The organism is Aeribacillus sp. FSL K6-1305 (genome assembly GCF_038050115.1).
GTDB classification, from domain to species: Bacteria; Bacillota; Bacilli; order Bacillales; family Aeribacillaceae; genus Aeribacillus; species Aeribacillus composti.
In genome coordinates, this window is record NZ_JBBOQV010000002.1 from 1,585,832 (window position 1) to 1,609,545 (window position 23,714).

Consider the following 23,714-nt stretch of genomic DNA (forward strand, 5'->3'; position numbering starts at 1 on the left):
TATTCATGCTTGTCCATTTTTAATACAAAAAAATAAATGCTATGGCTGCATCAGCATTCTGCTTTTATTTGTACTTGGCTGCATCGCGTCTTTTTTTAAGTTGAGGAAACTATTGTCTCGATCGATAAATTGCTTCACAGTGTCATGTTTCAATCCGGTGAAATCGTGTTTATGAAAACGGTGATGCTGACAAATGCTTGACATCGATTTTCCTTTGGCTCGTTAGATAGAAATTTTAGCGGATCACAAACAGTAAGAGGTGCTTAACAATGCGTTTGTTTGTGGTAAAATATGTTCTAACAGATAATTATTTGAATGAGTATGCTTTCGTCTACTAAATCAATTTTTGTCTAACGACTATCAAAAATAAATCTTTTTTTATAAAAATTTATATTGCAATTAGTGGTTAATGGTGATAGAATATCAAATGTCGTTAAGATCAATGAGACATTAGTCATGAATAAAAAATTACTTTTAAAAAAAACTCTTGACATTTTGCTCTGAATAGTTGTATATTGAAAAAGTCGCTGTAAAAATACAGCGGAAAATGATCTTTGAAAACTGAACAAAACGAAAAGCGTGCCTGTTGATTCTGACAAGAGCATTTGGTGACAAACTTTTTTTGGAGAGTTTGATCCTGGCTCAGGACGAACGCTGGCGGCGTGCCTAATACATGCAAGTCGAGCGGACCGAAGGGAGCTTGCTCCTTTAGGTTAGCGGCGGACGGGTGAGTAACACGTGGGCAACCTGCCCTGCAGACTGGGATAACTTCGGGAAACCGGAGCTAATACCGGATAACACCGAAAACCGCATGGTTTTCGGTTGAAAGGCGGCTTTTAGCTGTCACTGCAGGATGGGCCCGCGGCGCATTAGCTAGTTGGTGAGGTAACGGCTCACCAAGGCGACGATGCGTAGCCGACCTGAGAGGGTGACCGGCCACACTGGGACTGAGACACGGCCCAGACTCCTACGGGAGGCAGCAGTAGGGAATCTTCCGCAATGGACGAAAGTCTGACGGAGCAACGCCGCGTGAGCGAAGAAGGTCTTCGGATCGTAAAGCTCTGTTGTCAGGGAAGAACAAGTACCGTTCGAACAGGGCGGTACCTTGACGGTACCTGACGAGGAAGCCACGGCTAACTACGTGCCAGCAGCCGCGGTAATACGTAGGTGGCAAGCGTTGTCCGGAATTATTGGGCGTAAAGCGCGCGCAGGCGGTTCCTTAAGTCTGATGTGAAATCTCGCGGCTCAACCGCGAGCGGCCATTGGAAACTGGGGAACTTGAGTGCAGGAGAGGGGAGCGGAATTCCACGTGTAGCGGTGAAATGCGTAGAGATGTGGAGGAACACCAGTGGCGAAGGCGGCTCTCTGGCCTGTAACTGACGCTGAGGCGCGAAAGCGTGGGGAGCGAACAGGATTAGATACCCTGGTAGTCCACGCCGTAAACGATGAGTGCTAAGTGTTAGAGGGTATCCACCCTTTAGTGCTGCAGCAAACGCATTAAGCACTCCGCCTGGGGAGTACGGCCGCAAGGCTGAAACTCAAAGGAATTGACGGGGACCCGCACAAGCGGTGGAGCATGTGGTTTAATTCGAAGCAACGCGAAGAACCTTACCAGGTCTTGACATCCCCTGACAACCCTAGAGATAGGGCGTTCCCCTTTCGGGGACAGGGTGACAGGTGGTGCATGGTTGTCGTCAGCTCGTGTCGTGAGATGTTGGGTTAAGTCCCGCAACGAGCGCAACCCTTGACCTTAGTTGCCAGCATTCAGTTGGGCACTCTAAGGTGACTGCCGGCTAAAAGTCGGAGGAAGGTGGGGATGACGTCAAATCATCATGCCCCTTATGACCTGGGCTACACACGTGCTACAATGGGTGGTACAAAGGGCAGCGAAACCGCGAGGTGGAGCGAATCCCAAAAAACCACTCTCAGTTCGGATTGCAGGCTGCAACTCGCCTGCATGAAGCCGGAATCGCTAGTAATCGCGGATCAGCATGCCGCGGTGAATACGTTCCCGGGTCTTGTACACACCGCCCGTCACACCACGAGAGTTTGTAACACCCGAAGTCGGTGGGGTAACCCTTACGGGAGCCAGCCGCCGAAGGTGGGACAAATGATTGGGGTGAAGTCGTAACAAGGTAGCCGTATCGGAAGGTGCGGCTGGATCACCTCCTTTCTAAGGATATATACATTGAAATAGGGTGCGCTTTTCCGTTTTGTTTAGTTTTGAAGGATCATATCCTTCTTGATTGTTCTTTGAAAACTGGATAACGGAAAGACATTCACGAATAGATCGCTCATGTTAGGAAGAAACGGTTAAGTTAGAAAGGGCGCACGGTGGATGCCTTGGCACTAGGAGCCGATGAAGGACGGGACAAACACCGAAATGCTTCGGGGAGCTGTAAGTAAGCGTCGATCCGGAGATGTCCGAATGGGGGAACCCACTGTCCGTAATGGGGCAGTATCCATACCTGAATCCATAGGGTATGGAGGGCAACCCGGGGAACTGAAACATCTAAGTACCCGGAGGAAGAGAAAGCAACAGCGATTCCCTGAGTAGCGGCGAGCGAAACGGGAACAGCCCAAACCAAGAGGCGTGCCTCTTGGGGTTGTAGGACACTCGATTAAGGAGTGACAAAGGAACGGGGTAGACGAAGAGGTCTGGAAAGGCCCGTCAGAGAAGGTAACAACCCTGTAGTCGAAACTCCGTTCCCTCCCGAGTGGATCCTGAGTACGGCGGGACACGTGAAATCCCGTCGGAAGCAGGGAGGACCATCTCCCAAGGCTAAATACTCCCTAGTGACCGATAGTGAACCAGTACCGTGAGGGAAAGGTGAAAAGCACCCCGGGAGGGGAGTGAAAGAGAACCTGAAACCGTGTGCCTACAAGTAGTCAGAGCCCATTAACGGGTGATGGCGTGCCTTTTGTAGAATGAACCGGCGAGTTGCGATTTCGTGCAAGGTTAAGCCGAAAGGCGGAGCCGCAGCGAAAGCGAGTCTGAAGAGGGCGAAATAGTACGAGGTCGCAGACCCGAAACCAGGTGATCTACCCATGTCCAGGGTGAAGGCAAGGTAACACTTGCTGGAGGCCCGAACCCACGCACGTTGAAAAGTGCGGGGATGAGGTGTGGGTAGGGGTGAAATGCCAATCGAACTTGGAGATAGCTGGTTCTCTCCGAAATAGCTTTAGGGCTAGCCTCAAGGGAAGAGTCTTGGAGGTAGAGCACTGATTGGACGAGGGGCCCCCATCGGGTTACCGAATTCAGTCAAACTCCGAATGCCAATGACTTATCCTTGGGAGTCAGACTGCGAGTGATAAGATCCGTGGTCAAAAGGGAAACAGCCCAGACCGCCAGCTAAGGTCCCAAAGTATACGTTAAGTGGAAAAGGATGTGGAGCTGCTTAGACAACCAGGATGTTGGCTTAGAAGCAGCCACCATTTAAAGAGTGCGTAATAGCTCACTGGTCGAGTGGCTCTGCGCCGAAAATGTACCGGGGCTAAACGTATCACCGAAGCTGCGGGTTGACACCGTTGGTGTCAGCGGTAGGAGAGCGTTCTAAGGGCATCGAAGCCGGACCGGAAGGACCGGTGGAGCGCTTAGAAGTGAGAATGCCGGTATGAGTAGCGAAAGAGGGGTGAGAATCCCCTCCGCCGAAAGCCTAAGGTTTCCTGAGGAAGGCTCGTCCGCTCAGGGTTAGTCGGGACCTAAGCCGAGGCCGAAAGGCGTAGGTGATGGACAACAGGTTGATATTCCTGTACCACCTCCTCACCGTTTGAGCAATGGGGGGACGCAGGAGGATAGGGCAAGCGCGCGGCTGGATGTGCGCGTCCAAGCAGTTAGGCTGGCAAGCAGGCAAATCCGCTTGCCGTGTGCTTGAGCTGTGATGGCGAGGGAAAGGAAGTACCGAAGTTCCCGATTCCACACTGCCAAGAAAAGCCTCTAGCGAGGTGAGAGGTGCCCGTACCGCAAACCGACACAGGTAGGCGAGGAGAGAATCCTAAGGTGAGCGAGAGAACTCTCGTTAAGGAACTCGGCAAAATGACCCCGTAACTTCGGGAGAAGGGGTGCTCATCAAGGTGATAAGCCATGATGAGCCGCAGTGAAAAGGCCCAGGCGACTGTTTAGCAAAAACACAGGTCTCTGCGAAACCGTAAGGTGAAGTATAGGGGCTGACGCCTGCCCGGTGCTGGAAGGTTAAGGGGAGCGCTTAGCGAAAAGCGAAGGTGCGAACCGAAGCCCCAGTAAACGGCGGCCGTAACTATAACGGTCCTAAGGTAGCGAAATTCCTTGTCGGGTAAGTTCCGACCCGCACGAAAGGCGTAACGATCTGGGCACTGTCTCAACGAGAGACTCGGTGAAATTATAGTACCTGTGAAGATGCAGGTTACCCGCGACAGGACGGAAAGACCCCGTGGAGCTTTACTGCAGCCTGATATTGAATGTGGGTACAGCTTGTACAGGATAGGTAGGAGCCAGAGACGCGTGAGCGCCAGCTTGCGCTGAGGCGACGGTGGGATACTACCCTGGCTGTACTGACATTCTAACCCGCGCCCCTGATCGGGGCGGGAGACAGTGTCAGGTGGGCAGTTTGACTGGGGCGGTCGCCTCCTAAAAGGTAACGGAGGCGCCCAAAGGTTCCCTCAGAATGGTTGGAAATCATTCGGAGAGTGCAAAGGCAGAAGGGAGCTTGACTGCGAGACCTACAAGTCGAGCAGGGACGAAAGTCGGGCTTAGTGATCCGGTGGTTCCGCATGGAAGGGCCATCGCTCAACGGATAAAAGCTACCCCGGGGATAACAGGCTGATCTCCCCCAAGAGTCCACATCGACGGGGAGGTTTGGCACCTCGATGTCGGCTCATCGCATCCTGGGGCTGTAGTCGGTCCCAAGGGTTGGGCTGTTCGCCCATTAAAGCGGTACGCGAGCTGGGTTCAGAACGTCGTGAGACAGTTCGGTCCCTATCCGTCGCGGGCGCAGGAAATTTGAGAGGAGCTGTCCTTAGTACGAGAGGACCGGGATGGACGCACCGCTGGTGTACCAGTTGTCCCGCCAGGGGCACCGCTGGGTAGCTATGTGCGGAAGGGATAAGCGCTGAAAGCATCTAAGCGTGAAGCCCCCCTCAAGATGAGATTTCCCATCGCGAAAAGCGAGTAAGATCCCTTGAAGATGACGAGGTAGATAGGTCCGAGGTGGAAGCGTGGTGACACGTGGAGCTGACGGATACTAATCGATCGAGGACTTAACCAAGTAAGAGCATCTATTCGTGAAGGAACCGTTATCTAGTTTTGAAAGAATTATGGACTTTTATTTACTTTGCATATGTCCTCTGGTGATTTTTGAATTGGAGGATTAGCTCAGCTGGGAGAGCACTTGCCTTACAAGCAAGGGGTCGGCGGTTCGATCCCGTCATCCTCCACCATACAGTATATCGATTCAGCTCAATTGGCAAAGCACGGTCGAGATATCGTCTTTCATGCTGCTTCATCGTACCAATTGAACTTTTCCTTGGACAAGATTTCTAAGATTGGAACGACGATCAAACGACGATCAAATGAAGCAAGACTGATTATTGATTGTTGTATTCATCATGCCGGTGTAGCTCAATTGGCAGAGCAACTGAATCGTAATCAGTAGGTTGGGGGTTCGATTCCTCTCGCCGGCATCATTAAAGGTGTTGCATATTGAGCAGGAGCTTTTAGATTAGTCGTCAGAGCAACGAGCAATGCTTCGACGAACAATCAGAGAGTTGTCCCGACGCATCCAACATCCTCGAAAAGACTGGCAGAGGAAGGGACATCTGACAAATGAAAAATGGATTAGGAGAAAAAATTTTTTATGAGCCATTAGCTCAGTCGGTAGAGCATCTGACTTTTAATCAGAGGGTCGGAGGTTCGAATCCTCCATGGCTCACCATTTTGACGCGGGTGTGGCGGAATTGGCAGACGCACTAGACTTAGGATCTAGCGCCTTACGGCGTGGGGGTTCAAGTCCCTCCACCCGCATAATACGCGGAAGTAGTTCAGTGGTAGAACACCACCTTGCCAAGGTGGGGGTCGCGGGTTCGAATCCCGTCTTCCGCTTTTCTCTGCCGGGGTGGCGGAATTGGCAGACGCACAGGACTTAAAATCCTGCGGTAGGTGACTACCGTACCGGTTCAAGTCCGGTCCTCGGCACCATATTTGCGCCCGTAGCTCAATTGGATAGAGCGTTTGACTACGGATCAAAAGGTTAGGGGTTCGACTCCTCTCGGGCGCGCCATATCGGGAAGTAGCTCAGCTTGGTAGAGCACATGGTTTGGGACCATGGGGTCGCAGGTTCGAATCCTGTCTTCCCGATCAGGGAATTTAAAGGGGCCTTAGCTCAGCTGGGAGAGCGCCTGCTTTGCACGCAGGAGGTCAGCGGTTCGATCCCGCTAGGCTCCATATTTAATTTGGCGGTGTAGCTCAGCTGGCTAGAGCGTACGGTTCATACCCGTGAGGTCGGGGGTTCGATCCCCTCCACCGCCATTTTTCGGACCTTTAGCTCAGCTGGTCAGAGCAGACGGCTCATAACCGTCCGGTCGCAGGTTCGAATCCTGCAAGGTCCACCATCTTTATTATATGGAGGAGTACCCAAGTCTGGCTGAAGGGGTCGGTCTTGAAAACCGAGAGGCGGGTCAAACCGCGCGGGGGTTCGAATCCCTCCTCCTCCGTCATTATTATCGCGGGGTGGAGCAGTCCGGTAGCTCGTCGGGCTCATAACCCGAAGGTCGCAGGTTCAAATCCTGCCCCCGCAACCAATGGTCCCGTAGTGTAGCGGTTAACATGCCTGCCTGTCACGCAGGAGATCGCGGGTTCGATTCCCGTCGGGACCGCCATTAATTATTGATTCAACAGCTGTAGGAGGAATTTTTCAAGTACAGCAGGTTGTGTCAATGAATTCTTTCTTTAATGATGGATTGTACATAACTTTTTATCGGAGTTTTACGGCTCGGTAGCTCAGTCGGTAGAGCAAAGGACTGAAAATCCTTGTGTCGGCGGTTCGATTCCGTCCCGAGCCATTGTTTTATTAATTGCGGCGACTGTGGCGAAGTGGTTAACGCACCAGATTGTGGCTCTGGCATTCGTGGGTTCGATTCCCATCAGTCGCCCCATTTGCCTATAGTAGAGATAGATAATATGGCATTGAAAATAAGTATTTATTTCTATTATCAGCTTATTATGCGGGTGTAGTTTAGTGGTAAAACCTCAGCCACGAGCGACACTTCAATGAATAATCTGCGAGTTACCTCGACGCATTTACATCCTCGAACAATGCTGGAAGAGGAAGAGGCATGGAAAATGCGTGTTTATCATTTAAATAGAAAAATAAATATTTTCGTGCGGGTGTAGTTTAGTGGTAAAACCTCAGCCACGAGCGACACTTCAATGAATAATCTGCGAGTTGCCTCGACGCATTTACATCCTCGAACAGTGCTGGAAGAGGAAGAGGCATGGAAAATGCGTGTTTATCATTTAAATAGAAAAATAAATATTTTCGCGCGGGTGTAGTTTAGTGGTAAAACCTCAGCCTTCCAAGCTGATGTCGTGGGTTCGATTCCCATCACCCGCTTAATATGGGCTTGTAGCTCAGCTGGTTAGAGCGCACGCCTGATAAGCGTGAGGTCGGTGGTTCAAGTCCACTCAGGCCCATTGCTATTTTTTTAGCAGCCTAGTTGGGCAATTGACATTGCTGCAATTGTCAGTCAAAAGCTGTTCTATTTGGCAAAATGCCTTAAATTTTTTTTATATTCCGCAGTAGCTCAGTGGTAGAGCATTCGGCTGTTAACCGAACGGTCGCAGGTTCGAATCCTGCCTGCGGAGTCATTTCGAAATCAAAAAAAGCGTTGCAGTTTGCAACGCTTTTTTTTGTCTTCTTGTAATTTTAATCATTTTTCGTATATGGTTCTTTTTCTGTTAATGGAAGATCTCCCCATAAAACTGTTAAATCCTCTTCATCAAGCATTTTTTCATATTGTTTATGTTCATGTGACGGATAGACGTTTACGTTTTTTCCCTCAATATCTGTATAAATGAAGTTTTCAATATCTTCAATATATCCAATTTCATCATCGGAATTATACATATCTCCGTACGATAACGGTGGAGTTCTTACATCTTGCGGTGTTTCTGACGTTCCGTATTCGATAACATCTTGAAAATAATCATACGGTTCAGTAACAGCGGTATTTTCATGGTCGATTTGAGAGGATCCGTGAAAAGTCGCATCAAGTATTTCTTCCTCTACAGGTCTTTCATGAGAAATCGTTTGAACTAGAGTATGTTCTTTGCATGTTTTGGCTGTCGGTATGGCTTTGAGACGGTCTTCATCAATTTTTTTTCCGCAGACGGAACAAGTACCGTAAGTGCCCTCATGAATTCTTTCTAATGCTTCAACGATCTCTTCATATTCTTTTTCTAAATGTTTATTTAATGCTAAATCTTTTTCTCTTTCATACAGTTCGGTCGCATCGTCTCCGGGGTGATTGTCGTAGCTGGAAAGCTCTCCAGTTGATTCATGGTCCAGCCCTTTTTCCAATTGAAAATGATCGTTATTATCCCAACGTTTTTCAATCTCATTTTTCATGAATATTAATTGCTTTTGAAATTCCTTTAATTTTTTTTCGTCCATGTCCATATGAAAGACACCTTCTTTTTTAGAATCTAAAGCTATTTTGGACGAAAAGGAATAAATTATAACTTTAAAATCATGAAAAAAATTCACCTTTGCAGCCATAAATTTCATCATCATTTTAAAACATGTCAGGAAAGGATTGCTGCTTCCACGCCTTTTTTAACGCTATGCTTTGAAGCTGATGGCACTTGAAAGGCTACCACAACATCATTCGGCTGAGAAACAGGCTGGCTATCCGATAAAGAGGCTGTGACCTATCGAGATGTTTTTTCAGGACAAAATATTTGCTCAGCATATTGAAATTGCGAGTGGATGATACAGAACAAATTTCACAGTAAAGCTTAATAAAAAAACACGATAGTAAACATACTATCGTGTTACTGAGATATGATGGTGCTTATGAGCAAACCTGCAGCAAGCAAAAAGCCTAATAAAGTGTTTGTTTGCGATGTTGCTTTCATGGCCGGCATCATTTCAATAGGCTTTGTTTTGCCGACAAATCGCTTCACCGCCTGAATAGCTTTTGGAATGCTAAGAAAAGCTAGAATAGACCACCATGTGGAATAATCAAAAATGATCATAATAAAAATGAGACAGTAAGAAACAATAAACATAATTGCTAAAAATCGAATTGCATTCTGGCGGCCAAGCAAAATTGCTAATGTTTTTCTTCCGTTTTCCTTATCGCCGTCTAAGTCTCTTATGTTATTCGCAAGCATGATGGCGCCGATCGTGATCGCAATCGGGATCGAATGAATGAAAGCTGTTGAAGTTAGATAACCTGTCTGAATAAAAAAGGAAATAAGGATAATAACGACTCCCATAAATAAACCTGAAGCTAGCTCGCCAAACGGCGTGTAAGCGATTGGATATGGACCTCCAGTATATAAGTATCCTACTGCCATACAAATTGAACCGACTAATGCCAACCACCAGCTTGACTGGAGACAAATGTAAATTCCCAATAGGATAGAGACAACAATACATGTGATTGCTAAATTTAAAACGGTTTGGGGCTTGAAGCCATTTCGGACAATTGCTCCTCCAATTCCGACAGATTCTTCTGTATCAAGACCTCGTTTATAATCGAAATATTCATTAAATAAGTTTGTGGCTGTTTGAATTAACAACGAGGCAGTAAGCATTGTAAGAAAAAGTCCAATATGAATGGGTCCTACTTGCAGTGCCAAAAGAGTTCCGACAATCACGGGGACAAATGCTGCAGTTAATGTATGGGGTCTTAAAAGCATCCACCAAGCCCGAAACCCTCGTTCAGCTTTTATAATGGGTACATTATGTGACTCCGTTTTAGGATGCATAATATGTTCTCTCCTTTATTTCATTCTGAAAACGAAAGCTATTCCCCACAACCTAGTCTAGAAAAATGTCGAAAGAGTGTCAATTGTTTTTCATTGGAATAAATGCTCAAGCCCCATCAAAGAGCTGAGCAGTTTGTTTGCTTGTTGTTTTGCATTGCGTCATTCTATAATATAGTTGACATAAATTTTGAACAGGTGTATCTTAATATAAGCTATTTTTCGGTTATGGAGGGATCATCTTTGGTTTCAATTCCATGTTCAGATACATTGAGGGATAAAGTTGCGAATGCTGTCAATCATGCCAAAAAATATTCCCATCCAATCATTTTAAGTTATGTATTTGAAATCAAGGAGAAAGATCCGCTCCAGATTTTCTCAAGCTTTCAATCGGCTTATGCAGGGAAAAGATTTTATTGGGCGACACCTGATCGTACATTTATCCTTTGTGGAATTGGTGTTGAGCTCGAATTGACGTCAGACAAAAAATTTTCCAACCGTTTTTTTGACATTTATTCAAAGTGGAAAGATTGGAAAGAGCATATACAAATTGAAGGCGCCCATCCGATTGGAACGGGTCCGCTTCTTTTTGGGGGTTTTTCTTTTGACCCTTTAAAAAATGCGAATTCTTCAAAATGGAAACCGTTTCATGAAGCACGATTCACTTTACCTTCTTTCATGATTACAAAAATTGGCCGTCACACACTTGCTACTATAAACAGGTTAATTCAATCAACTGATGATATAAATGAAATTATAAATCATTTCAATACATATGAATACACCTTAAAGAAAAAAAATGAAGACACAAATTCTTTTTTGAATTTTACCATCAAAAAAGAAAGTTTGTTTTATAAAAAAGAGTGGATGGCAGCTGTTGAAAAAGCAACAGAACAAATAAAACAAAACCGTTTTGAGAAAGTCGTATTGGCAAGGGAAATGCTGCTGGAGTTTGAGGGATCGATTGATATCCATTATGTTTTATCAATGTTAAATGAACATCAGCCTAATTGTTATTTATTTGTTGTTGAAAATGAAGGAAAAACGTTCGTTGGTGCAACTCCTGAGCGGCTTGTAAGCAAGAGAGACCAAAAGGTCCAGTCTGCATGTGTAGCAGGATCAATTAAAAGAGGAAAAACAGTGGAGGCAGACGAAGAATACGCTCAGATGCTGCTTTCAGATACAAAAAACATTCATGAACATCAAATTGTTGTCAAAGCGATCGAAAAAGTGTTCCGTGAATATTGCCAAGAAGTGCAACTACAAAACAATCCAACGATTTTAAAAACGCCGAATATTCAACATTTGTATACACCTGTTGAAGGAACCGTAAAAAAAGGTTTTACGTTGATTGATTTTGTAGAAAAATTGCATCCGACCCCTGCGCTTGGCGGCTATCCGAAAGATGCTGCTCTAGCATTTATTCGCAATGAAGAACCTTTAGAGAGAGGCTGGTATGCTGCTCCGGTTGGATGGATGGATGATCAGGACAACGGAGAATTTGTCGTTGCGATCCGTTCAGGTCTGCTGGATGAGCAAAAAGCTTATTTGTATGCAGGATGCGGGATTGTTGGAGATTCGAAGCCGGAAGAGGAATACAGGGAGACAGAAATCAAATTTGGACCTATGCAGCATGCATTAGGGGGAAAACTGAATGAAAAATAAAAATCTATCTGACTATGTCATTGCATTTGTAAATGGATTAATTACAAAAGGTATTTCTGAAGTTGTGATTAGCCCAGGTTCACGATCTACCCCGCTTGCGATCACATTTGCAGAGCATCCGAAAATACATACTTATATTAATATTGATGAACGATCTGCAGGTTTTTTTGCTCTTGGATTGGCTAAAAAACAAAGAAAACCAATTGCTTTGCTTTGCACATCAGGAACAGCTGCAGCAAACTATTATCCAGCTATCATAGAAGCCCATTATTCACGCATCCCTCTTGTGATTTTAACGGCTGACAGACCTCATGAGCTGCGGGATATTGGAGCTCCACAAGCAATTGATCAAATTCATCTGTATTCGAACTATGTGAAATGGTTTGTTGATTGCGCTCTTCCTGAAAGCAGTCAAACGATGCTGTTATATATAAAAAATATCGCTCAACGGGCGGTCCAAACTGCAAATGAAAATCCGAAAGGACCAGTCCATATCAACTTACCTTTCCGAGAGCCGCTTTTGCCCGATCTATCGAAAATCCATCAATTGCAGAAGTCTCTTCATATTGAGCCAGTGGTGGAAATAAAAAAGCTGGTCGAACATGAGCAAATTGAACGGATTGTGGATGAAATCGATTCAAGCGAGAAAGGACTTATTGTATGCGGGGAATTACATAACAAAGAGTTTCGTGAACAAGTTTTGGCACTAGCAGAGAAATTGAAATTCCCGATATTAGCGGATCCGTTGTCCAATTTACGCTTTGGCGAACATTCTAAACATTATATTATTGATTGTTATGATTCCATTTTAAAAACGATGGGAAAGAAAGCGTATCTGAAACCTGATGTCGTCCTTCGTTTTGGTGCAATGCCCGTCTCAAAACCGCTGTTTCTATTGTTAAGAGACCATCCTGAAATAAAGCAAATTGTGGTTGATGGTGATGGCGGTTATCGTGATCCTACTTTATCAGCAGAACATGTTCACAGTGATGAAGCCTATTTATGTGAAATGCTGATCAAAAAATGTAAAGATAAACAGGAAACATCCTGGTGTAAAAAATGGAAACAAGTAAACAATCTCTTTCGAGAATATTTGTCAACGCCGGTCATTGAGGAAGATTCTTTATTTGAAGGAACGGTATATGTCGAATTGCAAAAATTGCTCCCGGATCGCTGCAATGTATTTGTAGGAAACAGCATGCCGATTCGAGATGTCGACACGTTTTTCCATAACAGTGATAAAAATATTACGGTTTATGCCAACCGGGGAGCGAACGGAATTGACGGAGTCGTTTCGACAGCCCTTGGGGTTTCTGCAGCTAGTCATGAAAAAACTATTTTAATCATAGGGGATTTATCATTTTATCATGATTTAAATGGACTCCTTGCTGCAAAACAAAATAAATTGAACTTAACTGTTTTATTAATTAATAATAACGGCGGCGGCATTTTTTCATTTTTGCCGCAGGCGGATGAAAAGACGCATTTTGAACAATTGTTTGGCACCCCGACCAATTTAGATTTTCAATATGCAGCCAGCTTATATAGTGCACATTATAAAAAAATTTCCACTTGGGAAGAATTCAGAAGCGAGTTTCAATTCTGCATGAATAGAGATGGATTAAATATTATTGAAATCCCGACCAATCGACATACACGAGTCAACGAACAGAGAAAATGGCTTCGTTCTGTTTCCTGGGAAATAGAAAGGATGTTATGATGGGAAAATTGGCCGTTCGAAATGTGAATTATTGGGCTGAAACGTTTGGAAAGGGGGAGCCACTTGTTCTCCTTCATGGTTTTACAGGAAGCGGAGAAACCTGGGGATTTTTGAAAAATAGTTTAAAAAAATACCAGCTAGTACTTATCGACATCATCGGCCATGGTCAAACAGATTCGCCTGAAAATCCTGAAAGATATCGGATGGAAGAAGCAGTTGAAGATTTAAAAGAAATATTCCTTTCATTCAATATTCGAAAAGCGCATGTGCTCGGGTATTCAATGGGCGGAAGATTGGCATTGAGCTTTGCAATGAGACAGCCGGAATTTGTGAAGACTTTAATATTGGAAAGCAGTTCTCCTGGATTAAAAACTGAAAAGGAACGAGAGACGAGAAGGCTGCAGGACGAACAACTTGCCCAAATGATTTTGGACGAAGGGGTTGCGGCATTTGTCCAACATTGGGAAAATATCCCTTTGTTTTTAACGCAAAAGTCTCTCCCGCCTGCCGTCAAGGACAAAATAAGAAAGGACCGGCTGAAAAATAATGCAATTGGATTGGCAAACAGTTTAAAAGGAATGGGAACTGGCGTTCAACCTTCATGGTGGGGAGCATTAAAAAGTTTCAACATCCCTACATTATTAATTTGCGGTGAAAGGGATCTTAAGTTTTGCAAAATTATGAAAGAAATGAACCAATTGATTCCTTGCTCTGAATTAAAGGTCGTGCCGCAAGCCGGACATGCAGTTCATGTGGAACAGTCAAAATTTTTTGGTAAAATAGTAGATGAGTTTCTCCAACATTTTTCTACATATTAAAGGAGGATAAAAATGGGATTTCCTTGGGTAAAAGAACGAGAATATGATGAAATCATTTATGAAACGTACAAAGGGATAGCAAAAATTACGATGAATCGTCCTCATGTACATAATGCATTCACACCAAAAACGGTCGCGGAAATGATCGATGCTTTTTCCTATGCGCGGGACGATGATAAAATTGGTGTAATTATTTTGACAGGTGCTGGTGATAAAGCGTTTTGCTCAGGCGGAGATCAAAAAGTGCGGGGGCATGGCGGATACGTCGGGGATGATAAAATTCCTAGATTAAACGTTTTGGATTTGCAACGGCTTATTCGGGTGATTCCAAAACCGGTTATTGCAATGGTGAACGGATATGCAATTGGAGGAGGACATGTTCTGCATGTCGTGTGTGATTTAACGATCGCATCAGAGAATGCAATTTTCGGACAAACAGGCCCAAAAGTTGGAAGCTTTGATGCGGGATATGGAGTGGGACTGCTTGCCCGGCTTGTTGGTACGAAAAGAGCTCGTGAAATATGGTATTTATGCCGTCAATATAATGCGCAGGAAGCTTATGAGATGGGCTTAGTCAACAAAGTTGTCCCATTAGAGCAGCTTGAAGAGGAAACTGTCAAATGGTGTGAAGAAATTTTGGAAAAAAGTCCAACTGCTATTCGCTTCTTGAAAGCTGCATTTAATGCAGATACAGATGGTCTCGCCGGTCTCCAACAATTTGCGGGGGATGCGACATTATTGTATTATACAACAGATGAAGCGAAAGAAGGACGAGATGCATTTAAAGAGAAAAGAAAACCTGATTTCAAACAATTCCCGCGTTTCCCTTAAAAAGTACAAGCAGCTTGATGGCGATGCATCGAGCTGCTTTATTGTGCAATAATCGAGGTGTTAAGACATGAGTGCAAATCGAAATGAAACACCGAATTGGCTTAAACAGCGAGCTTTTTTGACTCCGGACCGATTGGCTATTCGTTATGAGGGGAAAAATTATTCATTTTTGGACTTGCATCAGCTTGTTGAAAAAAGAGCAAGACAGCTGCATCAAATAGATATCAAGCGTGGAGATACAGTCGGGCTTTTAATGAAAAACAGCTTAGAAATGGTCATTAATATTCATGCTTTAATGTATCTCGGTGCGGTCAATGTTCTTTTGAATACTAGACTAACAGCTCAAGAATTATTATGGCAAATAAATGATGCGAATATAAAATGCGTTATCTGTGATGATGAATTATCGGTTCATTTTCCCGGTAAAAAAGTTATGACATTATCAGAGTTGCAGCTTTGTGATGAAAAGGAAGCAGCATTAGATGACAGCTTTATTTTAGACGACGTGGCAACGATTATGTATACGTCTGGAACAACAGGAAAACCGAAAGGAGTTCAGCAAACATTTGGGAATCATTGGTGGAGTGCGATCGGTTCTGTGCTGAATCTTGGACTGAAGGACGGCGATTGCTGGCTTTTGGCAGTTCCTCTTTTTCATATAAGCGGACTGTCAATTTTGATGCGCAGCGTCATTTATGGAATCGGAATTGTTCTCCATTCTTCATTTTCAGCGAAAGAAGCAAACAGAGCGATCAAAAATGAAGGAGTTACGATTGCTTCCGTCGTTACGGCCATGCTGAATGACATGCTGCAGGAATTAGGAAGTGACACGTATCCGAAATCGTTTCGCTGCATGCTTTTAGGAGGAGGTCCTGCCCCGCGGCCGATTCTTGAACAATGCCGTGAAAAAGAAATTCCCGTTTTTCAAACATATGGGATGACGGAAACGTGTTCGCAAATTGCCACATTAGCCCCTGAATTTTGCTTTTCAAAACTCGGATCTGCGGGAAAACCGTTGTTTCCAGCTCAAATTCGGATCGTAGCAGACGGCAGGGCCTGCTCCCCTAATGAAGAAGGAGAAATTGTAGTAAAAGGACCGAATGTTACACCGGGGTATTTACATCGTCCAGACGCAACAAACGAAGCTATACGTGACGGCTGGTTTTATACTGGAGATTTAGGCTATCTGGATGAAGAAGGATTTTTATATGTATTGGACCGTCGATCCGATTTAATTGTTTCGGGAGGAGAAAACATTTATCCGGCGGAGGTTGAAGCAGTTATTTTGTCGCATCCTTCCGTAAAAGATGTAGGAGTGGTAGGAAAAGAAAATAAAAAATGGGGAAAAGTTCCCCATGCTTTTGTCGTCCGAAGCGAAGAGGTGTCTGAAGAAGAATTAAGGCAATTTTGTTTGAAAAGGCTGGCAAAATATAAAGTTCCAAAAGGATTTACATTTGTTGAATCTCTGCCACGAAATGCATCTAAAAAGCTGCTCAGGAGAAAACTAAAAGAATGGCTGTAGTTTTTGGCTATTCATGATCGACAGTTAAAATATCATATTGGCTAATATGCAATAAGTGGTGGATTTCGTTTGGCAAATGTTCGAACGAGCCGTATTCATAGCTCCACAAATTTAAAAAAGAACAAACAGAAGAATGGAACGTCTCTTCTGTTGCATTATTCACTTCATGTTTAAATTGAGCGATCATATTTTCCATATCTTTTGCTCCCTTTAGCTTTATTTGATAATTGTAGTATTTTGCATTATTTTTCATTTATTCACTCGTTTTTTTATTTATATCTTTTTCAATTTCCGGGACAGGGTCAAATCCTCCCGGGTGAAACGGGTGGCATTTCAAGATTCGTTTTACTGTCAGAAAGCCGCCTTTGACAGCTCCGAAACGCTTCACTGCTTCAAGCCCGTATTCAGAGCATGTTGGGTAAAAGCGGCATGAAGGCGGCTTTAACGGGGAGATAAAGATTTGATAAAAACGGATAAGGGCGATCATGACAGATTTCACAGCAAGCACCTCTTTTTTCTGGAATCTTGACAACATTTTAACATAAATGTATGTTATAAAATTTTGTGTTAAAATGGAAACTAAGAAAATGTAAGGAGTGATGGGAATGCCTTCAGTGGAGAGTTTTGAACTGGATCATACAAAAGTGCAAGCACCGTATGTCAGACATTGCGGAGTACATAAAGTCGGCACGGATGGAGTAGTTAACAAATTTGATATCCGCTTCTGCCAGCCGAATAAGCAGGCAATGAAACCGGATGCTATTCACACATTGGAGCATCTTCTGGCATTTACAATTCGCAAATATGCGGAAAAATATGATCACTTTGATATCATTGATATTTCTCCAATGGGGTGTCAAACAGGCTTTTATTTAGTCGTTAGCGGGGAACCGACCGTAAAAGAAATCATTGATTTATTGGAAGAGACAATGAAAGATGCTGTAGAGCAGACAGAAGTGCCTGCCGCAAACGAACTGCAATGCGGCCAAGCGAAGCTTCATGATTTAGAAGGCGCCAAAAAGCTCATGGAATATTGGCTAAAGCATAGTAAAGAGGATTTGGAAAAAGTGTTCAGCTAACAGCTACACGCAATGATGCAACTTTTTTTATAGTTTTAAGAGTGCAAAAAAGGGGTACTGTATAACTAAAAGATTAAATAAAAAGGAGATGGGATTATGTCTAAACAAGATTTATTTCAAATCGTAAATAAACAAATTGCGGATTGGACGGTACTTTATGTAAAATTACATAACTTTCATTGGAATGTAAAAGGAGACCAATTTTTCGTTCTCCATGAAAAGTTTGAAGAGCTGTACAATGAAGCTGCAGGTTATATTGACGAATTAGCGGAAAGACTTTTAGCTTTGGGCGCTAAACCTGTTGCTACGATTAGAGAAAGCCTAGAAATCTCCTCTATTAAAGAAGCAGAAGGCGTTGAAACTGCAGAACAAATGGTGCAGGCAGTTGTTGACGACTTTTCCGCCATCATTCAAGATTTGGACAAAGGAATCAAAGTTGCTGAAGAAGTGAATGACGAAGCAACTGGTGACATGCTTCTCGATATTAAAGTGAATCTTGAAAAACATAACTGGATGTTAAAGTCATTCCTTGGAAAATAATTATATCCTTCCTCTTTTGGCTGCGTTAGGCAGCCTTTTTTTATAAATATTTTTCTTTGATAAGGCAATACTTAAAAAGAGGAGGGGGATATAAATGTCCGAAAATCCAAAAAAAACCTATTATATATCAGTAGCTAGCGGTGAGATTTCCCAAAGCAGAGAAGCATCTCCGTGGGATTTTCAAATTTCTGCCAATGATGAGGAAATTACGGAGTTACGGGAGTATTTCGATCAGATTCATTCTACCAGCTGGCAAAATTTCTTCCGGGCGCATGTTCCGTATATACAGTATCATTATGACAAGGAAAATGATGCGATTGATGCTTTAACAAAAAAAGTATATGAATTCATTTATAAGCATGGCGACGAAGAAGCAAGAAAACATATTGCTTCAATGGGTCTTATGCATAATCAAGAATAAGTTATACAATCCTCTTTTCCATATGTTATGATGAAAACAGATAAATGGGAGTAGAGGGATTGATTATGTTTTATTTTAAAGATTTTTACGGCAATGATGTATACCTGTCTTTCCGTCAACACCCTTTTTCTGTTTACCCGAAGCATGTCTGGGTCATCTGCCGATATGAAAACAAATGGCTTTTAACTTTACATGAAGACCGGGGCTACGAGTTTCCAGGAGGAAAAGTCGAGAACGGCGAAAAGCCGGTTGAAGCTGCTGTCCGGGAAGTGAGGGAAGAAACGGGAGGAATTGTCCAAGATATCGTATATATTGGGCAATATAAGGTTATAGGAAAAGAGAAAACGATTGTGAAAAATATTTATTATGCGGAAATTGAGAGGCTCGAAAAACAGAGCACGTATTTTGAAACGTTAGGTCCAGTCCTGCTTGCGGACTTGCCTGAAAAAATTGAGGACGATCATCGCTTTAGCTTTATTATGAAAGATGATGTTCTAAAACGCAGCTTGGACAAAATTTATGCCGATTACATAAAATAGCTTTTAAATTCCTGAAAGTCGGTTTAGAAATTGTTTAAGGGGGTGTCTAATAAGTCGTTTTTACGGCTTATTGACGCCCCCATTAATGTGTTAGAAACGTTGATATATCGGTGTTTATGATTTTTTGTTTTCAATGGCGATTTGACTTTCTTGACAGCCTCTTATTGGCTTTTGATTAATGTTTTTTCAATTAGTTCGACAATTTTGTACATGATCGTTGCAAAGATGGCAATGATAACTAGGCTTAACAGCACAAGGGTAAAATTAAAAACTTGGAACCCGTAAATAATCATATAGCCTAATCCTTTAGCTGAAACGAGAAATTCTCCGACGATCACACCCACCCAGGATAACCCGACATTGACTTTCAAAGTAGAAATAATGGTTGGAAAAGATGACGGCAGGATCGCCTCTCTGAACACGTGCTTTTTGCCTGCCCCAAATGTTTGCAGCACTTTTATATAATTCGGATCCACTTCTTTAAAGGAAGTATAGACTACAATTGTAGTAATAATAACCGAAATGATTGTTCCCATCGCGATAATTGAGGTAAATCCGGGCCCAAGTACGACGATGAAAATCGGCCCAAGAGCTACTTTCGGCATTGCGTTTAAAACCACTAAATACGGATCTAATATTTTAGACAGCCTTGGAAACCACCATAATAGAGCAGCAAGTAATGTCCCGAATAATGTCCCAAAAATAAACCCCAAGACCGTTTCAAAAAGCGTCACGTTCAAATTGGCAAGTAATGTACCGTCCTGCAGTTTTTCAACAAATAAGTGAAAAATTTTTGTCGGCGAACTGAATATGAGCGGGTCTATCCATTTTTGGCTGGATGACACCTCCCATATGAGAAAAAAAGAAATAAAAATTAAGATTTGATAAAAGGTAATCCATTTCTTTTCCTTATTCAATCTTTGCAAATATTGTTTATGGAGGAGATCAATTGTTGTTGTTTGTTTCAAGCTGATCTAACTCCTTCCAGATTAAGTCAAAAAGTGAAGTATACGTTGGATGCTGCCTTGTTTTAAACGGGGATGTATCCCGCAATTCTTTTGGGACAGTAAATATTTTGGCAATTTTGCCAGGCCTTTTGGATAGCAGGACAATCCGATCGCTCATGGCGATTGCTTCCCCAATATCATGCGTGACTAGAATGGCTGTTTTTTTAAAATCCTTTAATGTTTGAAAGACTAAGTCTTCAAGCTTTAATTTCGTTTGATAATCGAGGGCGGAAAAAGGTTCATCCAATAGCAGCATTTTCGGATCTGTAGAAAGAGTGCGGACTAAAGCGGCTCTTTGTCTCATTCCGCCTGATAATTGATTCGGATATAGCTTTTCTACATTTTCGAGACCCATTTGGTGCAGAAGCTGAAATGTCCGCTTTTTCTCATTTTCATTCAGTTTGTTCAATAATTTTAATCCAATTAAAATATTTTCCTCTATCGTTTTCCATGGAAATAAATAATCTTGTTGCAGCATATAACCGACAGACGGTGTTGCGGAAGATATTTGCTTTCCGTTCAAAATAACTTGCCCTTCTGTCGGTTTCATGATACCGGCAATGATGGAAAGCAGCGTTGTTTTGCCGCAGCCGCTAGGACCTAGAAAGGATATAAATTCCCCTTCCTCTACTTCCAAATGGATGTCCTCCAAAGCAGTCGTTGCCGATTTTTTTGTAAAATAAGTATGGCTGACATGATCGATCGTTAAAAATGACAATCTCCTCCCCCCTTGTCGATAAATTTACTCCTTTTGAAACAACATTATTTTGCCACTTCGTTTGCTATGGACGTGTTGACTAATAGTTCATAATCAATTTTCTCCGGCAGTTCTCCTGCTTCTTCCATAATTTTTTGCAAATTGTTCCATTCGTCCTCATCTAACAGCGGGGTTTTTGCATAGGATCCTTGGCTTTTATAACGGTCAATGGAAGATATTAAAATATCGATCGGCGTATCTTTAAATTGCGGCGCTATCGTTTCGGCAATTGTTTCGGCGTCATGTTCTTCCACCCATTTTTGCGCTTTGTAGAGAGCTTTTGTGAATTTTTTCACCGTTTTATCATTTTTCTTAATATAGCTTTCTTTTGCCATAAATGTTGTATAAGGAACTTTGCCCGATTCCTTGCCGAAGGATGCGATAATGTGACCTTTTCCTTCTTTTTCAAAAATACTTGCGGTTGGCTCAAACAGCTGAACATATTCGCCTGTGCCGGAAGCAAAAGCATTTGCAATATTCGCAAAGTCGATGTTTTGGATAAGGTTTAAATCTTGATGCGGATCGATGCTATGCTTTTTCAGCACAAATTCCCCTACCATTTGCGGCATGCCGCCTTTACGCTGTCCTAAAAAAGTGCTTCCTTTTAAATCTTCCCATTGAAAATCATCCAACTTGGCTCTGGAGACAAGGAAAGTGCCGTCCGTTTCGGTCAGCTGGGCGAAGTTAATGACTGGGTCATTTGCTTCTTGGGCATATACGTAAATGGACGTTTCCGAACCGACAAGACCGATATCAGCGCCGTTTGATAAAATGGCGGTCATTGTTTTATCTCCGCCCCAAGTAGTTTTTAATTCTACGTCCAGTCCTTCTTCTTTGAAAAATTCTTTTTCAATGGCTACGTACAATGGTGCGTAAAAAACAGAATGAGTGACTTCCGCCAGCCGAATTTTTTCCACTCCTCCGCCGCAGGCTGAAAGAGGTATGATGAAAAGGATCACCAATACGATGGAAGCAAGCCTTTTTTTCATGTGAAATCCTCCCTAATGATGTTCATATTAAAGGAAAAATGTTTAAATATATTTATCTAGGATAAAGTATGAAAAAAAAATATAATGTGTGATTGCCTACCTAAATGGAGGTTGAAAAGATGCTGAGAAACGGAGAAATAGTTGACAAACAAATTTTCCCATCACCGAACCCTTCGATTAAGCTTTCCATCGTGACATATATTTCTGAAGGACTAAAAGTGAAAGGTCTGTTAGCAGAGCCTGTTCAAGAAGGTGTTTATGATGGCTTTTTATATTTGCGCGGAGGGATTAAAAATGTTGGTATGGTTCGGGCAGGAAGAATTATACAATTTGCATCAAAAGGCTTTATCGTGATGGCTCCCTTTTATCGAGGAAATTTAGGAGGAGAAGGGAATGAAGATTTTGCGGGGAATGATCGTTTTGATGCGGTCAATGCATTCTATTTGTTGATGAAACATCCGCAAGTGAATCCGGATCGCATTCACGTTTTTGGCTTTTCAAGGGGAGGAGTCATGGCCTTGCTTACTGGGATTATATGCTCAAATGTTCGATCTGTTGTAAGCTGGGGCGGGGTGTCTGATATGTTTTTAACTTATGAGGAGAGAAAGGACTTAAGAAGGATGATGAAAAGAGTTATTGGAGGGACACCGAAGAAATATCCTGACCGCTATAAATGGCGGACACCGTTGTATTACCTTGAAAAAATGCAAGCACCCGTTTTAATCATTCATGGGGGAAAAGATGAAAACGTGTCAATTGAACATGCATATCGATTGGAAAGAAGGCTGAAAGAATTGGGAAAGCAAGTGGACAGCTGGTATTTCCAACATTTTAGTCATCATTTTCCGCCTCGGCATAACCGGATGGTTTTAGAACGAATGATAAAATGGATGAAAAATTGACCATTATATTTTTCATATGATACATACTAAAAAATGATCGATCAAATGAAAGGGGATTGGAGAAATGGGCATGCCGCTTGAATTAAATACGATGATTATTACAAAAGGGAAGGAAAAGCGGATAGAGGAAAACGTATTTCAGCTTGTCAAAGATGGCTATCGCCTTTATCCTATGAATATTCCTTTGGAAGTTCGAAAAACGTTGATAAGCGATCCTACAGGAACAGCTGAAATTATTAAATTGGAATGGGCTGATAACAAAACCGTGCTTACTTATAATCTCACTTCATTGTACTCAACCAATTAACCGTCACCATATTTCCGTTCATTTGCTGAACGGATTGTGGAAGGAGGAATTTGCTTAATTTTTTCGAGTACGGCTTCCATTTGTCTTATCATAAAAAATCGCGTAACCCCTTTTTCATAAAAGTTCGTTGAAAAAGGGGTTTTCGTCTAAAAATCTGCGTTGCCGATTTGTTTTGCCAAACCACATAAAAATATTAAAAGGCTATCGACAAAGTGATATGCTCCCCTTAAGGTAGACAGATTAAAATATAAAAAATCTGTTTTACCTTAGGGGGGGTTTTTCTATGTATAAGCAATATACAACAGAGCTCAAACTTGAAGTTTTACTTGCATATGAAAACCGAGAATGTACTATTCAAGAGCTTTGTAAAAGGTATCAAATTACTAAATATTCTTTAAGGCAATGGATAAAGACAAACGAGGAAGAAAAAAAGAAGAAGCAGAGTTATCTCCAGAAGAGAAAATGAAACTGGAGATGAAAAAGTTAGAAAGAGAAAATGAGCGCTTACGTGCGGAGAATCTATTTTTAAAAAAGTTAGAGGAAATCGAAAGGAGGTGAAAGTAAACCAAATCCGTTTTGAAGACAAGTATATCGCAATCCGGGAACTTCATGAGAAAGAAAACTAAGCATAATCTTATATGTGAAATCGCCGG

At 42.7% G+C, this 23,714-nt stretch carries 20 protein-coding genes, 19 tRNA genes and 2 rRNA genes; 34 read left to right on the plus strand and 7 right to left on the minus strand.

Annotation, left to right across the window (positions count from 1 at the left end):
• Window positions 1–619 precede the first annotated feature (619 nt).
• From NST97_RS17500 to NST97_RS17600, 21 genes are all read left to right on the plus strand, one after another.
• Window positions 620–2,173: ribosomal RNA gene (locus tag NST97_RS17500) — 16S ribosomal RNA — on the plus strand.
• A gap of 138 nt (window positions 2,174–2,311) precedes the next feature.
• Window positions 2,312–5,243: ribosomal RNA gene (locus NST97_RS17505) — 23S ribosomal RNA — on the plus strand.
• The 16S and 23S rRNA genes sit together here with 19 tRNA genes alongside, the layout of an rRNA operon.
• A gap of 96 nt (window positions 5,244–5,339) precedes the next feature.
• Window positions 5,340–5,415: transfer RNA gene (locus NST97_RS17510), tRNA-Val, on the plus strand.
• Between the two features lie 170 nt (window positions 5,416–5,585).
• Window positions 5,586–5,658: transfer RNA gene (locus NST97_RS17515), tRNA-Thr, on the plus strand.
• 175 nt (window positions 5,659–5,833) lie between these two features.
• Window positions 5,834–5,909, plus strand: a tRNA-Lys gene (locus tag NST97_RS17520).
• Window positions 5,910–5,916: 7 nt separating this feature from the next.
• Window positions 5,917–5,998: transfer RNA gene (locus tag NST97_RS17525), tRNA-Leu, on the plus strand.
• Window positions 5,999–6,004: 6 nt separating this feature from the next.
• A tRNA-Gly gene (locus NST97_RS17530) sits at window positions 6,005–6,076 on the plus strand.
• Between the two features lie 7 nt (window positions 6,077–6,083).
• A tRNA-Leu gene (locus NST97_RS17535) sits at window positions 6,084–6,172 on the plus strand.
• A gap of 5 nt (window positions 6,173–6,177) precedes the next feature.
• Window positions 6,178–6,254, plus strand: a tRNA-Arg gene (locus NST97_RS17540).
• A 3-nt stretch (window positions 6,255–6,257) separates the two neighbouring features.
• Window positions 6,258–6,331: transfer RNA gene (locus NST97_RS17545), tRNA-Pro, on the plus strand.
• A 14-nt stretch (window positions 6,332–6,345) separates the two neighbouring features.
• Window positions 6,346–6,418: transfer RNA gene (locus NST97_RS17550), tRNA-Ala, on the plus strand.
• 10 nt (window positions 6,419–6,428) lie between these two features.
• Window positions 6,429–6,502, plus strand: a tRNA-Met gene (locus NST97_RS17555).
• Between the two features lie 6 nt (window positions 6,503–6,508).
• Window positions 6,509–6,585: transfer RNA gene (locus tag NST97_RS17560), tRNA-Ile, on the plus strand.
• A 12-nt stretch (window positions 6,586–6,597) separates the two neighbouring features.
• A tRNA-Ser gene (locus NST97_RS17565) sits at window positions 6,598–6,687 on the plus strand.
• Between the two features lie 10 nt (window positions 6,688–6,697).
• Window positions 6,698–6,774 (plus strand) — tRNA-Met (locus NST97_RS17570).
• A 2-nt stretch (window positions 6,775–6,776) separates the two neighbouring features.
• Window positions 6,777–6,852 (plus strand) — tRNA-Asp (locus NST97_RS17575).
• A 110-nt stretch (window positions 6,853–6,962) separates the two neighbouring features.
• Window positions 6,963–7,035: transfer RNA gene (locus NST97_RS17580), tRNA-Phe, on the plus strand.
• A 17-nt stretch (window positions 7,036–7,052) separates the two neighbouring features.
• Window positions 7,053–7,128, plus strand: a tRNA-His gene (locus NST97_RS17585).
• A 387-nt stretch (window positions 7,129–7,515) separates the two neighbouring features.
• Window positions 7,516–7,586 (plus strand) — tRNA-Gly (locus NST97_RS17590).
• Window positions 7,587–7,592: 6 nt separating this feature from the next.
• Window positions 7,593–7,666 (plus strand) — tRNA-Ile (locus NST97_RS17595).
• 99 nt (window positions 7,667–7,765) lie between these two features.
• Window positions 7,766–7,837 (plus strand) — tRNA-Asn (locus tag NST97_RS17600).
• 61 nt (window positions 7,838–7,898) lie between these two features.
• Here NST97_RS17600 and NST97_RS17605 read toward each other — a convergent pair.
• Together NST97_RS17605 and NST97_RS17610 are read right to left on the minus strand one after the other, a co-directional pair.
• On the minus strand, window positions 7,899–8,651 hold the full coding sequence (locus tag NST97_RS17605) for a TraR/DksA C4-type zinc finger protein (RefSeq protein ID WP_341343513.1): 753 nt from the start codon (window positions 8,649–8,651) through the stop codon (window positions 7,899–7,901).
• A gap of 374 nt (window positions 8,652–9,025) precedes the next feature.
• Window positions 9,026–9,967, minus strand: a complete 942-nt coding sequence (locus NST97_RS17610) for a 1,4-dihydroxy-2-naphthoate polyprenyltransferase (RefSeq protein WP_063386558.1) — start codon at window positions 9,965–9,967, stop codon at window positions 9,026–9,028.
• Between the two features lie 240 nt (window positions 9,968–10,207).
• Here NST97_RS17610 and NST97_RS17615 point away from each other — a divergent pair, with 240 nt between their 5' ends.
• The 5 genes from NST97_RS17615 (at window position 10,208) to NST97_RS17635 (ending at window position 16,520) form a co-directional block, all read left to right on the plus strand.
• The gene (locus NST97_RS17615; protein WP_339211081.1) at window positions 10,208–11,629 is read left to right on the plus strand and encodes an isochorismate synthase; all 1,422 of its coding nucleotides are present in this window, start codon (window positions 10,208–10,210) and stop codon (window positions 11,627–11,629) included.
• Window positions 11,619–13,349, plus strand: a complete 1,731-nt coding sequence (menD, locus tag NST97_RS17620) for a 2-succinyl-5-enolpyruvyl-6-hydroxy-3-cyclohexene-1-carboxylic-acid synthase (protein ID WP_339199037.1) — start codon at window positions 11,619–11,621, stop codon at window positions 13,347–13,349. Before NST97_RS17615 ends, menD begins: the two co-directional genes overlap by 11 nt.
• On the plus strand, window positions 13,346–14,167 hold the full coding sequence (gene menH / locus NST97_RS17625; RefSeq protein ID WP_445206406.1) for a 2-succinyl-6-hydroxy-2,4-cyclohexadiene-1-carboxylate synthase: 822 nt from the start codon (window positions 13,346–13,348) through the stop codon (window positions 14,165–14,167). Before menD ends, menH begins: the two co-directional genes overlap by 4 nt.
• A gap of 12 nt (window positions 14,168–14,179) precedes the next feature.
• A complete protein-coding gene (gene menB / locus NST97_RS17630) occupies window positions 14,180–14,998 on the plus strand; it encodes a 1,4-dihydroxy-2-naphthoyl-CoA synthase (protein WP_341343514.1) in 819 nt (272 codons plus the stop codon).
• Window positions 14,999–15,065: 67 nt separating this feature from the next.
• Window positions 15,066–16,520, plus strand: coding sequence for an o-succinylbenzoate--CoA ligase (locus NST97_RS17635; protein WP_340733145.1), 1,455 nt, complete (start codon window positions 15,066–15,068; stop codon window positions 16,518–16,520).
• A gap of 7 nt (window positions 16,521–16,527) precedes the next feature.
• Here the strand turns inward: NST97_RS17635 and NST97_RS17640 are convergent, their stop codons facing one another.
• Window positions 16,528–16,773 carry a hypothetical protein gene (locus NST97_RS17640; protein ID WP_341343515.1) on the minus strand — a complete coding sequence of 82 codons (246 nt, stop codon included), beginning with the start codon at window positions 16,771–16,773 and terminating at the stop codon, window positions 16,528–16,530.
• Window positions 16,774–17,007: a membrane protein insertion efficiency factor YidD gene (gene yidD, locus NST97_RS17645; protein WP_375338802.1), complete on the minus strand. Its 234-nt coding sequence runs from the start codon at window positions 17,005–17,007 to the stop codon at window positions 16,774–16,776.
• Between the two features lie 118 nt (window positions 17,008–17,125).
• Here yidD and NST97_RS17650 point away from each other — a divergent pair, with 118 nt between their 5' ends.
• The 4 genes from NST97_RS17650 (at window position 17,126) to ytkD (ending at window position 19,099) form a co-directional block, all read left to right on the plus strand.
• Complete coding sequence (locus NST97_RS17650; protein WP_063386565.1) at window positions 17,126–17,599, plus strand: S-ribosylhomocysteine lyase; 474 nt, start codon at window positions 17,126–17,128, stop codon at window positions 17,597–17,599.
• A 96-nt stretch (window positions 17,600–17,695) separates the two neighbouring features.
• The gene (locus tag NST97_RS17655) at window positions 17,696–18,139 is read left to right on the plus strand and encodes a Dps family protein (protein WP_063386566.1); all 444 of its coding nucleotides are present in this window, start codon (window positions 17,696–17,698) and stop codon (window positions 18,137–18,139) included.
• A gap of 94 nt (window positions 18,140–18,233) precedes the next feature.
• Complete coding sequence (locus NST97_RS17660; RefSeq protein ID WP_063386567.1) at window positions 18,234–18,560, plus strand: hypothetical protein; 327 nt, start codon at window positions 18,234–18,236, stop codon at window positions 18,558–18,560.
• Window positions 18,561–18,625: 65 nt separating this feature from the next.
• Window positions 18,626–19,099 carry an RNA deprotection pyrophosphohydrolase gene (gene ytkD, locus NST97_RS17665; RefSeq protein WP_094245279.1) on the plus strand — a complete coding sequence of 158 codons (474 nt, stop codon included), beginning with the start codon at window positions 18,626–18,628 and terminating at the stop codon, window positions 19,097–19,099.
• Window positions 19,100–19,260: 161 nt separating this feature from the next.
• On the opposite strand, the gene NST97_RS17670 is transcribed toward ytkD, so the two are convergent.
• The 3 genes from NST97_RS17670 to NST97_RS17680 are packed head-to-tail and all read right to left on the minus strand — an operon-like array spanning window position 19,261 to window position 21,852.
• On the minus strand, window positions 19,261–20,067 hold the full coding sequence (locus tag NST97_RS17670) for an ABC transporter permease (RefSeq protein ID WP_240326839.1): 807 nt from the start codon (window positions 20,065–20,067) through the stop codon (window positions 19,261–19,263).
• Entirely contained in the window at window positions 20,045–20,824 is a 780-nt protein-coding gene (locus NST97_RS17675; RefSeq protein ID WP_066249444.1) for an ABC transporter ATP-binding protein, read from the minus strand. The genes NST97_RS17670 and NST97_RS17675 overlap by 23 nt, the downstream gene beginning before the upstream one ends.
• 44 nt (window positions 20,825–20,868) lie before the next feature.
• Window positions 20,869–21,852 carry an ABC transporter substrate-binding protein gene (locus NST97_RS17680; RefSeq protein ID WP_339199044.1) on the minus strand — a complete coding sequence of 328 codons (984 nt, stop codon included), beginning with the start codon at window positions 21,850–21,852 and terminating at the stop codon, window positions 20,869–20,871.
• A gap of 119 nt (window positions 21,853–21,971) precedes the next feature.
• Here NST97_RS17680 and NST97_RS17685 point away from each other — a divergent pair, with 119 nt between their 5' ends.
• From NST97_RS17685 to NST97_RS17695, 4 genes are all read left to right on the plus strand, one after another.
• Window positions 21,972–22,754, plus strand: a complete 783-nt coding sequence (locus tag NST97_RS17685) for an alpha/beta hydrolase family protein (RefSeq protein ID WP_066249449.1) — start codon at window positions 21,972–21,974, stop codon at window positions 22,752–22,754.
• A gap of 64 nt (window positions 22,755–22,818) precedes the next feature.
• Window positions 22,819–23,061 (plus strand): DUF2584 domain-containing protein, encoded by a 243-nt coding sequence (locus NST97_RS17690; RefSeq protein WP_063386573.1) that lies wholly within the window; start codon window positions 22,819–22,821, stop codon window positions 23,059–23,061.
• A gap of 283 nt (window positions 23,062–23,344) precedes the next feature.
• Window positions 23,345–23,527 (plus strand): transposase, encoded by a 183-nt coding sequence (locus NST97_RS19390; RefSeq protein ID WP_063386574.1) that lies wholly within the window; start codon window positions 23,345–23,347, stop codon window positions 23,525–23,527.
• Complete coding sequence (locus NST97_RS17695) at window positions 23,464–23,619, plus strand: hypothetical protein (RefSeq protein WP_157727914.1); 156 nt, start codon at window positions 23,464–23,466, stop codon at window positions 23,617–23,619. Before NST97_RS19390 ends, NST97_RS17695 begins: the two co-directional genes overlap by 64 nt.
• Window positions 23,620–23,714 lie beyond the last annotated feature (95 nt).